Source organism: Acinetobacter sp. V2 (genome assembly GCF_001188385.1).
GTDB lineage: Bacteria > Pseudomonadota > Gammaproteobacteria > Pseudomonadales > Moraxellaceae > Acinetobacter > Acinetobacter oleivorans.
In genome coordinates, this window is sequence record NZ_JZFB01000001.1 from 1,600,587 (window position 1) to 1,615,656 (window position 15,070).

The following is a 15,070-nucleotide window of genomic DNA, read 5'->3' on the forward strand; positions in this document are numbered from 1 at the left end:
ACACCATAAGCCATACGAACTTCCAAATAAGTTGCAAGGGAAGTCATATCTGCAAGAACTTGTTTAGAAGCACGAATCCAATGAGCAATGGTGCCTACATTCATCGTCGCTAAACCAAAAGTCAGATTTGATTCAGGTTTATCAGTATTTTCTGGGGCAATGTCTGCCATGATGTCAAAGGCAGATTCACGCAAGAAGTAATGAATAGGCTCATCCGTAGTTCCCCAATTAATTAAGTCAATAATACTTAATGGTTGAGTTACAGCAGTACGGTTTAAATCATTTTCAGCTTTAACCGCATTTGCTGGCATTGATTTCAAAGTGATAACGTTACGAGCATTAATACCTTCAAAAACTACTGCGTCTTTTTTCTTGCCTGAACGAGAGTGCATAACTTTTGCATAATCTACTGCGTCTTTGTTACGCAATAAAGCAGCAAGTACATTGCGTTGCTCTGTTCCATTAGCTCCCTGAACACCTTCAACCATTCGCTGTTGAATGTCTTGAATCATTCCAGCGATTTCTTCAACTTGTTTTGAGCGAGCCTCTAAATCAGCACGTAAATCTTCTGGCAAACCGTCTAACCCTTCAAGTCGGCCACGATAACGTTCTAAAAGCTGGTCAAATTGGCTGATACGATCTCGCAATTGAATTGCATATTGGTCCAAATCCTGACGATCACGTGGATTTAATCCTTTAAAAGAATTCATATGCTGAGCTAATGGTAATTTTTGATATGCAGTCATAATTTTTTCCTATGCATAAAAAAACCCGCTAAAAGCGGGTCTTTATTTAAAATTTAAGGGGGTTACTAAACAATTTTGTCTAAAAAAGAAAATGGATCTTCTTCAGGTTCTGGGTCTTGTTTGGGTTGATGAACACTAGTCCAACGTGCCAAGAATTTTTCTGCGTAATCACCAGGCAGAATTGATCTTAAAAGTTCTGCCGCATCATCTTCAGATTGAATGGCATTAATCGCATCATCGCTAATAATTCTTGCTGAATCATCTGCTGGGTCATCTACAATACTAATTTCATATAAATCAGCACGTTTAATTTCTACATGGGTGCCTTTATTCTCCATATCAATTTCGTTAGGTGGGTAAAACGCAATTGAGAAGCCATCAACCGTTCCATGTTGCACCATTGCTGCTACATTTTGGGCTAAGGCAAGACCTGGCGTTAGCTCTACCTCAAGATATAAACCAGTATCATCTTCAAGTAGCTTAATTATCTTACCGATTCGCATGGTAATGGTTGAATCGACATACCACTGACGCCAACCATGATTGTAGTAACAATGAATTTTTTTTGTACCAGCATTAAATGCTGCACAGACGTCGGCAAAAGCCCCTTTTAAGAACTTTTCACCATAATAATTAACTGAATCCCACTTAACTGCATAACCACTTACTGTAACCACACCTGTTTTATCGTCTTTCTTGATAAAACGACAATTTTCTACAGCAATAGGCATCCGTCGACACTGGACTTTAGGCAAGTTTGGCGAAAATTTATTTCGCACTTGCAGTTGGTTTATCTTCATCTTTCACCTTGTAATTGCCTGTTTTCATTCGTTCTGCCGTAGTCATATTGACTGGAACAAGTAAAAAATCACCGTTTGGATCAGGCGTATCACCTTCTTCACGACGAATTTCATTAATTGATGATTGACCACTAATAATTCGATCTTTATTAGCTGCTATACGTTGCAAATATGAAGCGCGTAATAAGTCTTTGGTTTTAAACTCAAACTCATATGAATCCCATTCATGTGGCTCTAACAAATGAATACGCATACTTTCTTCAATTCGCTCCAAATATGGACGCAAACCAAATTTGTAAAAGCCATCAATAATTTGCTCGATACCGCTACCCCAGGTTGTCGAACCGTCAGACATATAAACCAAAATTGGTGGAACCCCGAAGAAGCGGCAAGCATCCTCTACAGATAACTTACGAATTTCGATTAACTCTAGATCGGCTGGTGTAAGGCTGATTTGCTCGAACTGCATATCGTCTTCTAAAACTGCAATATCTCCATCATCACCATTTACCAAAATATCTAATTCAGTTCTTAGAGTGTCTCGTTGAGCATCTTTTAGAATACGTTTAGTTTTCAATGCACCTGTTGGCTTAGCACCATTTGACATTAATCGAGTAGTTTTATCACTCGCAGCAAGGCCAACACCAATTGATCCAGCGCCATATGCAATTGCAGACATGCCCCATAGACCAGTACCAAACATTTTTACATGCCAGACTTGTTTCTCGGATAATTGGACCGTCTTGCCATTTATTTGACATTCATAAATAGGATCCCCGTTATCCTGAATTTTCATATTTACGGAGCCGCTATTTATGACCTGTAAACTAACTAATTTTTTTCCAAAATAGTCACGTTTACAAACTGCATTTCCAGCCACAAGGTTAAGCATAAACTGCTCTCGAAATTCGACAGCAGTTTGATAGCGATTTGGCTTGTTACTTAAAAGCTTAATTACCGGATGGTCTTTTACAACTGTTCGACTACCATCGGAATTTAGCTCAAACATTTGAATCGGCAGGGTTGCTACTGACTCTACAAGAATCTTGACACAGGCAAAAACCGCGCTTAGCGTCATTGCACTATCAAAAGTAACGGGCTTTGCCGTCCTAACAGCAGAACGGGGACGATCAATTAAGGTCGTCCCCGTTCTGTCTTGTATTGGTCCAGTTCCCCGCACTTTAAGCTTTTTTAGGTCATCTTTTTGACGACCTTTAGCTTTATTGCGGTTTTTACTCATCGTCTAGATACCTTAATCATACCACTCAGAAAATCATCAAAGTTTCCGTTACTATCTTCACCCGGTATTAATTCAAAAACTGAAAGATCGTCATAATGTTGTGCCCTTGATGCAGCGATAATCAGACCTACCGCAGCATCAATTTTTTTTGCCCTAGAAATTTTTCTTGGGAAAATTTGCTCTTTAACATCTTCTTTAACAACAACGTTTAGAACACACCATTTAAAAACAGGATTTGCTTCAAAATGTAGGCGACCTTCAGCAAGAAGAACTTCAAGCCAACGCATAGCTGGATTTAAATATTCGGTCTTTTGTGGAACTTCAATTACACTCAAACCATCATCTAGCAAATCAGCAGTGACTTGTGCAGCATGATATGGATCATGACCGACCTCAAAAAAAGGATATTTAAGATGATGCTCAAAAATATCTTCTTTAATTTGCTTAAAATCAGTAGATGCGCCTGGTGTTTCAATTAAGAATCCCTGATCACGCCACATTGGATATTCATCTGGCCGCATTTCCCCATTGATTGATTCAGTTGCTTCAATCACTCGCTCATTGATATAACAGTGAGCAAAGGCATACCAATGGACTCTTCCATCCTTTAATTTCGGGCGCAACTCAACCCATGCAGCCAAGTCCAAGCGGCTTGCTAAGTCATATCCACCAAATCCAACAATTCCTTTAAATTCTTGAATTCGTGTTTCAGTCTCATTAGCTGCCCAATTAGATTCAGCTAGCCAGCCATCAACCGCACCAACCCATTCATCTAAATGTTTTTGACGAAATGTTGCTTCTTTGACAGGGGAGATTCTACATTGTTCAAACATACCCTGAAGATATTCAGGTTTTACGGATACACCATAATTAGGATTGGCTTTTTCCCAATTTTTAGGATCTTTCCAATCATCTTTTTTATCTAGACAGTAGATAATCCCAAAATAACGCTCATGAGTTGCTTCTCCTTTTAGAATTGCAACAACAATCTTTCTTTCACGATAACAGACACTCGTATTATCTTTACCAGCCGTTGTAATCGCAAAAAGTAGAGGTTGCGAACGTGATGCAATACCGTTTGACACAATGTCATACATGCCAGAATCTTTATGAGCATGTAATTCATCAATCAACCCACAATGGACATTGAAACCGTCTTTTGATCCATCCCTATCCTGTGATAATGCCTTGAAAGATGAGTTTGATGATCTTTGAAAAATCGAATGCTCTTGTCTTTGGATTCCAAAATGCTCTCGCATCTTTGGAGAGTAATCGACCATTGTTTTTGCCGAGTCAAACAAAATGTTTGCTTGGTCACGTGTAGTTGCAGCTGTAAAGATTTTTGCACCTGGTTCACCATCTGCAAAACCCATGTAAAGTCCAACCGCAGCCAACCAAGTAGTTTTTCCATTTTTCTTTGCTACCTCTAAATAGGCATAACGAAAACGTCTAAATCCTGACTGATCAATCCATCCGAAAATATTTGCAGTGACAAAAATTTGCCAAGGAGACATGATCAATAATTCGCGTGATCCATCCCTCTTCGGAAGTGCCAACTCTCCCTCAACGTGCGGGCATGTTTCAATGAAAAAACAGGCTTCATACATACGCCTAGGATTAAAGCTAAATTCAAAATTTACATCTTTAGATTGGCTATTAACTTTTAGTTTTTTTAAAAGAGCTTGTGTTTTTGGTCCTGTACTCTCTACATTAAATCCCGATCTGGACAAGTCTTTTAAAAATCTTTTTACAGCTAATTTTTCTAACTGCCCCGCTGTACGCACTCCAGTACGAACATCGTCACAATACTGAAGCGCAATCAAAAAATAATCGCGCTGCATAATTTTTCCTAACTTGATACAAATCCGTTGGCTTCATAAATATTGTCTGATTCGACTGCATTGGCATCAGCAAGCAAGCTAAGCTGTTTATTTTTGTCTACTTTGACGGAAGACCTTGCAGCTGGAGTCAAACCAAATTCACGTGCAGTTTTTATGATCATTTCTTGCAATTTTGTTCTGATCTGCAACCAAGCAGCTTGAACTTCAAAGCCGTTTGGAGTTGTAGCAATCCAATCATCAAATTTTTCTAGCTTTTCACTAACTTGTTCATAAGCTGCAATGTTGTCACAGTGCAATCCAAACACATCACCATCCACAACACTTAGTAATCCAGCTTGTACTAATTTTGGCCCTAAAGTTTCCCAATGTTTTTTTGCTGCTCCCTTGACCCAACGTGGGCAAGGTGGCATTCCTAAATCGACGGCTGCATTCGCAACTTGAGATTCACCATCCCGATCTTCACGGATACGGGAACCTGAAAGAATTTTTTCTTGTAGCCCCTTCGGTGGACGACCCATATTTGACATAAGAACCTCCAAAAAATTTAAAACTGATTAAATATTAGAGGTATACCCCCCTATGGACTTTTGACCACGTAAAAATTTCATGGGGGGGCGGTCTTTTCTGAGAGAGCCTTTTCGACTTTTGACCCCCTATCCCCTTTTTTTTGAATCCAAAAAGAAAACCTCCCGAAGGAGGTTTGAAATTTACAATCGTTTATTGGCTTGAATCTCTTCATCCTTTGCGAGTCGAAACTCAGATAAATGAGCTGGCATTCCAAACGAACAATAAGGACCATCAGCACGAACTTGATGCCAGCCGTTTCTGCCGACTTCGACAATATCCCAAATCTGTGGGTAGGACTCTTCATCAACTAAAACAACTTTTTGACCAACTTCATAAACACCATCAGACATTAGATTTCCTCTAAATATTTATGATTCAATGATAACTAGAATATCAGTTTGATATAACTATCCGTTGACCTGCATCGACTTCATCAAGTCGAGCACCGCGCAAACGTTCATAGATTTCAATACATGGTGTGGTTTCATTATTCCAAACTACATACAAACTTGAGTTTGCTTGAACCACAACACCAACATCATCAAAGCCCTTGATGTCATCACGATATACAACATGATCACCAAGCAATATAACTTCACGTTCGCTCATACTGTCACCAGTTTGAAGTGTGAATGATGCAAGCGATGAACAAAGCCATCGGCATCACTAACTTCAACCATGTTTGCAGCAACTGCCGTAATCATGAATTGATCTGTGAACTTACAATCCAGTGAATCAATTGCATATCCAGTAGCTGCACAAACAAAATCACCAGTATTGAATTCATTCTTGCTATCCCGATTCGCTTTGCTTGGTGATTGAACTGGCGACCAGCTCCCACGATCTTCGGTTGCTGTCTTGCGGTCATGGCATGATTTGCAAAGCGGTTGCCAATTGTTCTTATCCCAAAACAAAACCTGATCGCCTTTGTGTGGGATGATATGGTCAACAACCGTGGCCGCTTCAATCATTCCGCGCTTGCGATGGTCCGCACACAGCGGATTCTCATCTAAGAATTTCGTTCTGTCTTTTTCCCAACGGGCATCATAGCCGCGCTGGTGTGCTGTGCCCCGCTCCCGATCTTTCTTTTTGATTCGGTCTTGATGCTGGTCACAGTAACCTTTGTTCGATGCAAAATCTTTACAACTGCCCACAAGACATGGGCGTTTAGCTCTTTGTGGTGGACGGCTGGTCATACAATCACCATTTAATTTTTCCGCACACCTCAGCCCATTCTGACGGTGTACTAATCTCAACTGTGTAACCACGAGCTTTCAATTCTTGGAGATAAGCATCTGTCAATTTCTTATCTTCATCGAGATAGTAAGGAAGATCCATTGCACAGAATGTTTCACCTTTCTTAGTTTGACGGTTGATAGCACCTTCAATTTGTTTCTTACATTTTTCAAAAGTTCCAGGTTGAGCCATTTCTTTCTCCAAAAAAGAAGCCCGCATGTCCAAGGAAGTCATGCGGGCTTTGAAAGAGAGCTTTACAGCTCTGAAGGAAAACTACAGCGTTTAATACAGTTATCCATTGTGGAGAAATGTACTTTAATTTTGTTTCACTCGTCAATACCAAAAATACTTTTTTAGTTATTTTTATTACCAATCTGTTTGGAAATTTTTAATGCAACTGTATTTAACTCCTCTTTAAACATTTCAAGATATGAATCAATAATCACGCCTAAACGACGGTGAACCTTTAAGTATGAGACCCCACCAATCAAACCACGATTTCTAACAGTGGGTTTGTAATCAGCCGCTACTAAGCATAATTCAACCAACGCAATATATATCGAAGTGTTGTGTTCATCTGTATTTTCAGATTGACCAGATGAAACTAACTCTCTATGAATATCTTTACTAATCAAATTTAACTGCTCAACTGTGCATTTCTTTAAAGCGTATACTTCCAATAAGGTATTTTGAACAGTAGTTAATTTTGCATAACTAATTGAAATACAAATATCTGCTGAAGTTAATGCACCATGACAACCTGAAGGAATAGCTTCATAGTTGGTTGTTTTAGGATTTAATAAACGTAAATATTTTTCCATTCTGCACCTATTCCATTACACAATGTTAAGGGTGTTAAGAGTATTGTTAAGGGTATAAAAGTATATAACTCTTAGTTGGTAAGGCTTGTGAAGGGTGTTAATAGTGTTAAGGGTATTTTTCTCACGCACGGGTGATTTTTTAATAATTAAATTATTAATTAATTTACTTACTACAATATTTATCACGCGTATGCGCGCGCATGCGAAACCCTTAACACCCTTAACAAGAAGGCTGTAAGCATTGATATGATTGGTTTTGGTGGTGTTAAGGGTGCGGAAATATACCCTTAACATAACCCTTAACACCCTTAACTTGTCAGAATGACAGTATTGGGCAATGTCAATTTTATTATGCGTGTTGTATGACATTTGGGACATCTCCGTGTACTTTAGCACTAAACTCATGTATTTGTGAAGTCAACCAATCAACAAGCGTTTCATTTGACTGGGGATCATGATCACGAACAAAAATTACTGTTTTCTGCTTTTCAGGCTTAACCACGTTATAACCTGTGCCCTGTTCCCTATAACGCCCAAGTCTTTTAGACACTCCAGGAATGGTTGCTATCTGGAATGAAAACTTATTTTCAGGTAATGGTTTTTCAGTAGAATGCCTACACCAATTCATATAGGCTCTATAGAGATCAGTTGATAAACAGCAACAGAAGGGATAATCAAGCTCGCCGGAACTCCATTTCTGAAAAAACAATTTCCATGAAGGCAAACCATATTGGATGATGTCCCGTTTAGCATCAGTAAATGGCGGTTCTGTATGTGTCGTAAAACCATCTAAAGGTAGTTGTAAAAGAAAGGTATAAAACGCATCAATTCCAGTGCTTTCAATACACTGGAGTACCTCAATCTTCAGCTCATCATCCAACTTACCACAGGGTTTTACGACAAGAAAACGACGATCCTTTTCTTCAAGTGGCAACGGTTGAGTATCATTTGATAAAAACACACAGTTAATATGGTTAGATTGCTCATAACCACTCATAAACTTTTTCTCAATACGGATTGTTTCACCAGTAATCATGTGCTTAATCAAGCCCATCATGCCGTATTTAGACTTATTGTTAAAAATTTCTTCAAATATGCAATAAAGCTTCTGCTCAGCCCAATCTGTATATATTGACTCTAGTCCGTTTTGACCAAGAGTAACGCAATACTTACCATAGATTTCACGCATTACCTTACCAAAGAATAATGACTTACCAGCACCTTGGATTTCACCATGCATGAGAATCGAGGTAGCCATTTTAGAACCTTGATTTTGTAATGGATAAGCTAACCATTTTAAAATCCAGTCCACTACAACTTTGTCATAATTACAGGTGTGATTAAGTAATTTAATAATTGGTTGACATAGTTCAGTTGCACTCTTAATAGGGATCATCTGATCAATATCAGTAAGCATTGGCGCAATCGGCAACCCATCAAACATATTAATTTGACCTGGCTTAGCGTTCATGGTCGGATTGAATACAAGGTCTTCAAACCAAATCATTTTTTTGTTTTCTGACTTAATCCAAACCTCATACCCTGAACGAAAGTTATCTTTGATCGTATCGTTGCGGACTGTGCGTCTCCTCTTAACATCCCATGACTCTTTTGTCCCTTCGAGCATAATGAACCTTTCACTCATATTTTGCTCAAGACGATCCATGTCTTTATTTAAGATATTCTTAACAGAGTTGCCATCAATTAACTTTCTCTTTGGATGATTAGACCATTCAGCAAACAACCCTTTACCCAACATATCTTGGAAAGCCGTCTTTTTAATCTGAACCTTTCTATGCATATCCCAATATTTTGATTCACCCTCAATCTGACAAAACCGACCTAGACATGACTCAATATTAAGAGTGTATACACCTTCCTCCCCCTTGGAACCCCCGTTTTCTGCCACACAATCAAGTGAAGCCGTTTGATTTGATGACATTTCACGATTTTGACCCTCATTTTTGTGGTCTGTTGGGGAAAGGGGTGCGGGGAAAGATGCGAAAGAAGCCAAGGCTCTTTCGATCTGTCCCTTGACCGCTTCTAATCCAAAGTTCACGTGGAGATCATTGAAGTCAGTTAATGCTTGTTGCTGTGTCTGCTCTTGTGGTTCATTACTGATACCATCCTCATGTTTAAATATAGGCACAATAACCACACCGCCTGTCACAGCAACAGCTTCATTAGCCATTTTTCGGCCAGTATCTTCTTTTGCACTATCGTCATCTGCACAATAAAGTAAACGTGCATTTGGCTCTATGGTTCGAATTGCTTGCCCTACTGGTGGTAAATTACCTGCATCAAATGCCACTACCACGGGTAAATTTGTCGCCATGTGGATTGAGGCGGCCGTCGCATAACCCTCTGCGATACAAATCACAGGATCGGCTAGATCAATTGTCCCAATAATGTGAAAACAACCTTTCTTACGTCCACCTGGTAAAAACTTTTTAGAACTATCAGCTTTGATGTATTGAAGATTCCATAATTCACGTTTTTCATTAAATAAAGGAACAATCAAATCACCATCAAAGTTTACTTGGCAATCAAAGATTTTGACCTTTTTATTTTTCAAATATGTACAGTTATCCTCTTCACCCTGGTGCGTATTGTTCCAAAGGCGTAAAGCTTTTTTAGCTGCATTTTTTTGTATTTTTTCAAGCTCTTCATCATGCATACGTTTACGTAAAGCAGCTTCTTTTCTCCATCTTTCCCGATCTGCTTCAGTCACAACAGTCTCTTCAGAAATGCCTACGATTGCCGCCAATTCTTTAATGATTTCAGGCAAAGCTAAATTAGTGACACGACCAATTAAAGCTATACCATCTCCAGCTCCACAGTTATTACAAAAGAAATCACCAAAACCTTGTTTATCATCATAATAAAAACGGTCTTCACCACCACATGATGGACATGATGAATGTCTTTTTTTGGGTGGCATAGTAATACCGAATTGAGGGTAAATCATGTCCCATTGATTGAAGGTCTTCTCTTTAACAATTTTTAAGTCAAGCCCTTTTTTTGGTCTAGCCATGTTCCCCCCGATATTGTTCTTCAGCCATAGCTAAAATGGTTGAAACAACGCGAATAAGTTCAAATGCATCTTTACGAATGGTCGCTAACTCATCTTCAGTTATACGGCCATCACCAATAGCCTTTGCTACAGATTGGGATAAATCACCTTGCTCTTGTGCTAATTTCCCAATTTTCATAACAAAATCGGCTGTATTTAAATTTTCTGTATTAGGCAATTCAAACCAAGCAGCATTACCATGTGTCGCACAAACTGAATCCATGATTCGTGGATCTTTCGTTTCGGCAAGAATGGCTTCAAAGTGATAAATATTTGCTTTATGTGTTGGTGTAGTGGGATTTAATGAACTGCGGAATGTGTTGATATTCCATCCATTCTTTTCGGCAATTTGTGCCATTAGAAATTCATCACCAGGGCGATAAACAGCAGCCTTTAAAGCTTGCTCTAGTGACATTACCGTTTTTTCACGACGTTCAGTTAATGTTAAAACCATGTTTAAAATCTCCTATTTCATTCATTTTTTGATTTCTTGTTTTTGGTTATCTTTGGACTCGAATTGATAAAGCCATAGAGTCAATTCTGTTGCGTTAAATGCCCCCGCACTTTCTTCAGCCAGTTTTACAATCAGGTCTTTGCGGGGAATTTTTCTTCTATGCTTTAAATGAACCAGGATATAATTAACCGATGTACCCGAACGCATGGCGTAATCAGCCAAATCACCACTTTTACTCAAAGCATCAATATAAATATCAAAAGAAATACTCATTAAAACGAACCACTGCCACACTAATTACAACCAAAAATACCTTTTTGGTTATATTTAATCAATATTTTTTTAATACCAATATGACTTATTTAGTTTTAAAGGTTGTTTTATAAGTTATTTTTTATTTCTTTTTGTTCAAGGATAATACCGCTCTGTCTCAAAAAACTACCGATTTGACAATGTAGTATCTATTTAGTCAGTCTTTGGAGAACCCCATGTTAAGCATTAAACAAATACGCAAGAATAATGTTTTAGAGATGCTTAAATACGCTGAAAGAAAAGACTTTGCAGCTTTTGTAAAAATTGATTATTTACTTTTAAATCAATATCTTCCAACCAATGCACCAAAAAATATCGGTAATAATAACGCTTTAAAAATTACTGAGGCTTTCAAACTTCCTGAAGGGTGGCTTGATCATGAACATTCACCTGGGGAAATTAAACTTGTCATGTCTCAATCGGGCTTCGCGACAGGTGGTGACGCAAACAATTTTAATTTAGATGAAATTCAAACAAATATAACTTCCGATGAAGCCCAAAAAGGTTATAAACTTCTTCCTATTACTAATTATATAAATATAGAAAGAGGAAAAGCTTTGGATATAGTGGAAATATCGGAACCTAGTCATTTTGTTTACATGCCGCCAAATGTAGCAATGCCTATAACTTTTGAAGTTAAAGGTGGTGGTTATATAAAACCCTTCAAAAATGGTTATGTATTACTATGTGATAAATTATCGGAGTGCAATCCAGGTGAAGATATCATTATACAAACCAATGATAAAAAGATAATTTGTGGTGAGTTTCTTTTTGAGAGGGATGGTTTTATTGATATTGAAACTATTGAAGGAGAACGTATTTCAATTAGTTCTAGCGTTGCAATAACGAAATTCCCAGTTGTAGCCTTTTTCCCACCAAGCCAAAAACAACTAATAAAAAAATAAATGTTTTCGTAAAAATAGGAGCTATATGCTCCTTTTTTTTGTAATTTTATTACTCTAAAAAACATACCATTAAAACCAAATAAGTAATTTTAGTTATATTTTTTCTTGACAAATTATAACCTTTATAAATAACATTCAAAATACATTAATACCAAAAAGGTTATAAATATGACTAATGAACAATTCCATGCTGTAGTTAGAAACCGCCTAACAGCTCCAGACTTTGCACAATCCCAACAACAGTCTGGCATGAACATTTTCCGTGATAAGGCTTTAAATCAAATTAATAAAGCTCTAGAAAAAATATCTGAAGCGCGTACTCGCGATGGTCTTCTAATTGCTAACACGGAAGCCCATGCATTTGTTAATGCTTCATATGACTTTGAGGTAATTGATTCTAAAGAAAAACATTCATTTGAAATGAAGATTCGTCGTGCTTATCGCAATCAAGTAATTGGAGATAAACATGATTCAGAGTAACCAATTAATTCAACAAGAAATCATGAAATTAGCTGGTAGCTGCTTCATGTTTTCTAAGCCTGAACTACAGATCAATTTCAAACTCTATAACCACACTGAAGAGATTCGCGTTTACGTGTATTTCGGTGGTTATCAGCATGCAAAGAAAGATTGGGAAAAACGCACCACTGCAATCGTTGTGCCTTTTGGAAAATCTGTAAGTCAGTTGGTTGCTCGTTTACAAGAAGCTCAACGCCAACTTGTCCAGGTAATTAATGGAGGCAGAACAACATGAATTGGTTCGATGCAGTTTTAAAAGTACGCCAGGTAATTACCGATAAGCATGGAATAGAACGCCCTGCTCAAACTATTAACGGCACATTAGATTGCCCGATCTGTAATGAAGGTGAAGTGATTTATTCAATCAGCTCACACAACGGCCATATTTCTGGTCAATGTGATACAGCAAATTGCGTTACATGGATGGAATGAAAATGGAAAAGTTACTTGGTTTTTTAATCCTTGGCCTACTTGCTTCCGGCTATCTCTTGGTTAGTTGCTTGGAGAAAATCTAATGATATATGTCAAAGATAATCTTAATTATCAGCATTTTATAAACCTAGATTTGGTCACAAATGTAATTGTGACTGATCTTAAAGATGGTTCACAACGTTTTTCGATTCATTATACCGGGCATTCAGCTACACAAATTATTGTGGCCGATCCAGAACAGCAAGAGGATTTATTGCTGTCACTTAATCTACACAATAAACCGTTTTTTGAGGATGCAATTATCCCACCTGCCGTTTGGCAAAAAGATAAGGAGGGATCATGAGTAATTTACTGAACCCTGCACATATTGAAATTTTTAAACGATTTATGGCTGTAATAAAAGCAGTAAACACTTTACGTGTCGCAACAAGGTCAGAAATAAATAAAATTGCATTACCGAACTTATCCAGTCGTTCTGCACAACGATATTTATCTGAACTTGTTGATGAAGGGTATTTACGATATGTAGGTAACCCACGTTCCGAATATCGTTATTTTATAACTGATAAAGCTAGGGAATTATTCCAAAGTTTATTAAAAAGCGGAGGGAATGATGCCTGAATTTATCGTAACGATTGAAGCAGATTCAGCCCCTCAAATCGTTCTCGGTCAAATGCTTCTTGGCGGTACTGTAACCGCCTTGAAGCTTGAAAAACGTAAACTTGTATCAGTTGCAGAGCTTGTTGCTAAATATGGCTTATCAGATGAAACCATACGTACTAAATGCATTTCGATTAATAAAGGAACCAACGGCAAGCATATGTACGATCCAGACGCAGCCGATGCGATATTAAAAAATCAAAAGGTCCGACGTGGACCTAAAAGAAAAAATTAATTATATGCCCGCTTTATGCGGGCTTAGTTTTAACTATTGAATGCTTCTACTAAATCAGCCGCGTTTGGGTTGTAATAAGTATTTACCAGCACATCTATTTTCTTATGCCCTGTAATCTTAGCTAAAATCTCTACGGGTAACTTTCGTACACGAACCATACGTGTAATTGCCTCATGCCGAGTATCGTGAAAATGTAGTCCATCTAAGCCAATAGATGCTTTTCTTTTTTCCCACATTAATCTAAATGCATTTTCAGACTGTGGGATAATATTGCGTCCAGTATGTTGTATCAGTTTAAAAAGTTCTTTGGCCTCTTCAGAAAGCGGTACGTTTCTTGAATCACCATTTTTTGTTTTAGGTAGATGGACGTAACCGTCATAAATATCATTCTTAGTCATTGCCAACAACTCGCCACGACGCAAAGCAGTTTCTATGGCAAACAAAAATCCCCATGCAACATAGTGCTGCGGGAGTACTGGAACACTTCCCCTTTCATAATCCAAAGCTTTTAAAATCAATTCAATTTCTGACTCATGAATACGACGATCACGCGCTTTAGGTTTCTTTGGTTTAGTGATTTGCATCCAAGGATTTTCATCAAGCAGAAATAATTCTTTCTGGGCGTAAGTGAACATAGCACTGTAATGAGAGATTTCTTTCAAAACAGTATTTTCACCAACTTCAGTTAAGCGCTTATTTCTCCAATTCGTTAAATCCTTTGGAGTAATGCTATATATAGATTTTTGTGCCAGCGCCCCAAACTTCATCTCAAAATTTTTATATTGGCCAGATATCCAAGCCCGTGAAGATTTGGATGGATTGAATTGCCCCACATCTTGATAATATTTTGTATTGAGATCACGAAACAAAAATTTTGGTTTTAGTTCGCCATTTTCTATTTGTGTTTGGGCTTTTAATTCAAGTAGTTTTGATGCAGCCCACTGCTCACATTCTTTTTCTGTATCACGTGTACAGTAGTACCGTTTTTTTTCATACGCTATCGAGATTGAATAAGCATCACCTCGTTTTCTTGCTTTTGGAAGCTTCATTTTTGACACATTCTTGACACAGATACTCTGGAAATATTGCCATTTTTTCCCAAAATTTCCAACACTGCCAAGTACTGAATGCGACAAACAGGCATAAAAAAAGACTTATAAGCTACTGAATTGCTTATAAGTCCTTGATATATCTTGGTAGGTATATCCAGACTCGAACTGGAGACCTCT

21 protein-coding genes and 1 tRNA gene (1 of these 22 running past the window's edge) are annotated in these 15,070 nt (G+C 37.9%); 7 read left to right on the forward strand and 15 right to left on the reverse strand.

The features are described 5' to 3' along the window. The 13 genes from UC75_RS20635 to UC75_RS07390 all read right to left on the reverse strand — a co-directional run. On the reverse strand, positions 1-746 hold a 746-nt coding region (locus tag UC75_RS20635; protein ID WP_228137156.1), incomplete at its 3' end, for a phage major capsid protein. Positions 747-811: 65 nt separating this feature from the next. Further along, positions 812-1,546 (reverse strand): HK97 family phage prohead protease, encoded by a 735-nt coding sequence (locus tag UC75_RS07335; RefSeq protein WP_049837177.1) that lies wholly within the window; start codon positions 1,544-1,546, stop codon positions 812-814. Further along, on the reverse strand, positions 1,515-2,786 hold the full coding sequence (locus UC75_RS07340) for a phage portal protein (protein ID WP_049837178.1): 1,272 nt from the start codon (positions 2,784-2,786) through the stop codon (positions 1,515-1,517). The genes UC75_RS07335 and UC75_RS07340 overlap by 32 nt, the downstream gene beginning before the upstream one ends. Next, positions 2,783-4,627: a terminase large subunit gene (locus UC75_RS07345; protein ID WP_049837179.1), complete on the reverse strand. Its 1,845-nt coding sequence runs from the start codon at positions 4,625-4,627 to the stop codon at positions 2,783-2,785. Before UC75_RS07345 ends, UC75_RS07340 begins: the two co-directional genes overlap by 4 nt. Positions 4,628-4,635: 8 nt before the next feature. Next, positions 4,636-5,154: a P27 family phage terminase small subunit gene (locus tag UC75_RS07350; RefSeq protein WP_049837180.1), complete on the reverse strand. Its 519-nt coding sequence runs from the start codon at positions 5,152-5,154 to the stop codon at positions 4,636-4,638. Between the two features lie 180 nt (positions 5,155-5,334). After that, positions 5,335-5,544, reverse strand: a complete 210-nt coding sequence (locus UC75_RS07355; protein ID WP_049837181.1) for a hypothetical protein — start codon at positions 5,542-5,544, stop codon at positions 5,335-5,337. A 43-nt stretch (positions 5,545-5,587) separates the two neighbouring features. Beyond that, a complete protein-coding gene (locus UC75_RS07360; RefSeq protein WP_049837182.1) occupies positions 5,588-5,803 on the reverse strand; it encodes a hypothetical protein in 216 nt (71 codons plus the stop codon). Then, entirely contained in the window at positions 5,800-6,390 is a 591-nt protein-coding gene (locus UC75_RS07365; protein ID WP_049837183.1) for an HNH endonuclease, read from the reverse strand. The genes UC75_RS07360 and UC75_RS07365 overlap by 4 nt, the downstream gene beginning before the upstream one ends. Before the next feature lie 4 nt (positions 6,391-6,394). Continuing rightward, a complete protein-coding gene (locus UC75_RS07370; protein WP_049837184.1) occupies positions 6,395-6,622 on the reverse strand; it encodes a hypothetical protein in 228 nt (75 codons plus the stop codon). Positions 6,623-6,783: 161 nt separating this feature from the next. Further along, the gene (locus UC75_RS07375) at positions 6,784-7,251 is read right to left on the reverse strand and encodes a hypothetical protein (RefSeq protein WP_049837185.1); all 468 of its coding nucleotides are present in this window, start codon (positions 7,249-7,251) and stop codon (positions 6,784-6,786) included. 349 nt (positions 7,252-7,600) lie between these two features. Further along, positions 7,601-10,285: a DUF5906 domain-containing protein gene (locus UC75_RS07380; protein ID WP_128825150.1), complete on the reverse strand. Its 2,685-nt coding sequence runs from the start codon at positions 10,283-10,285 to the stop codon at positions 7,601-7,603. Further along, the gene (locus UC75_RS07385) at positions 10,278-10,778 is read right to left on the reverse strand and encodes a phage regulatory CII family protein (RefSeq protein WP_049837186.1); all 501 of its coding nucleotides are present in this window, start codon (positions 10,776-10,778) and stop codon (positions 10,278-10,280) included. Before UC75_RS07385 ends, UC75_RS07380 begins: the two co-directional genes overlap by 8 nt. A 21-nt stretch (positions 10,779-10,799) precedes the next feature. Further along, on the reverse strand, positions 10,800-11,051 hold the full coding sequence (locus UC75_RS07390; RefSeq protein ID WP_049837358.1) for a hypothetical protein: 252 nt from the start codon (positions 11,049-11,051) through the stop codon (positions 10,800-10,802). Between the two features lie 215 nt (positions 11,052-11,266). Here UC75_RS07390 and UC75_RS07395 point away from each other — a divergent pair, with 215 nt between their 5' ends. From UC75_RS07395 to UC75_RS07425, 7 genes are all read left to right on the forward strand, one after another. Beyond that, positions 11,267-11,995: a hypothetical protein gene (locus UC75_RS07395; protein WP_049837187.1), complete on the forward strand. Its 729-nt coding sequence runs from the start codon at positions 11,267-11,269 to the stop codon at positions 11,993-11,995. Between the two features lie 168 nt (positions 11,996-12,163). Continuing rightward, positions 12,164-12,475: a hypothetical protein gene (locus UC75_RS07400; protein ID WP_049837188.1), complete on the forward strand. Its 312-nt coding sequence runs from the start codon at positions 12,164-12,166 to the stop codon at positions 12,473-12,475. Then, positions 12,462-12,749, forward strand: a complete 288-nt coding sequence (locus UC75_RS07405) for a hypothetical protein (RefSeq protein WP_049837189.1) — start codon at positions 12,462-12,464, stop codon at positions 12,747-12,749. Before UC75_RS07400 ends, UC75_RS07405 begins: the two co-directional genes overlap by 14 nt. Then, positions 12,746-12,946 carry a hypothetical protein gene (locus tag UC75_RS07410; protein WP_049837190.1) on the forward strand — a complete coding sequence of 67 codons (201 nt, stop codon included), beginning with the start codon at positions 12,746-12,748 and terminating at the stop codon, positions 12,944-12,946. The genes UC75_RS07405 and UC75_RS07410 overlap by 4 nt, the downstream gene beginning before the upstream one ends. A gap of 82 nt (positions 12,947-13,028) precedes the next feature. Then, on the forward strand, positions 13,029-13,289 hold the full coding sequence (locus tag UC75_RS07415; protein WP_049837191.1) for a hypothetical protein: 261 nt from the start codon (positions 13,029-13,031) through the stop codon (positions 13,287-13,289). Further along, positions 13,286-13,567 (forward strand): hypothetical protein, encoded by a 282-nt coding sequence (locus tag UC75_RS07420; RefSeq protein ID WP_049837192.1) that lies wholly within the window; start codon positions 13,286-13,288, stop codon positions 13,565-13,567. The genes UC75_RS07415 and UC75_RS07420 overlap by 4 nt, the downstream gene beginning before the upstream one ends. After that, entirely contained in the window at positions 13,560-13,841 is a 282-nt protein-coding gene (locus UC75_RS07425) for a hypothetical protein (RefSeq protein WP_049837359.1), read from the forward strand. Before UC75_RS07420 ends, UC75_RS07425 begins: the two co-directional genes overlap by 8 nt. 29 nt (positions 13,842-13,870) lie before the next feature. Here the strand turns inward: UC75_RS07425 and UC75_RS07430 are convergent, their stop codons facing one another. Further along, positions 13,871-14,890, reverse strand: a complete 1,020-nt coding sequence (locus UC75_RS07430) for a tyrosine-type recombinase/integrase (RefSeq protein ID WP_049837193.1) — start codon at positions 14,888-14,890, stop codon at positions 13,871-13,873. 145 nt (positions 14,891-15,035) lie between these two features. Then, a tRNA-OTHER gene (locus UC75_RS07435) sits at positions 15,036-15,070 on the reverse strand; it runs 42 nt beyond the window's last position.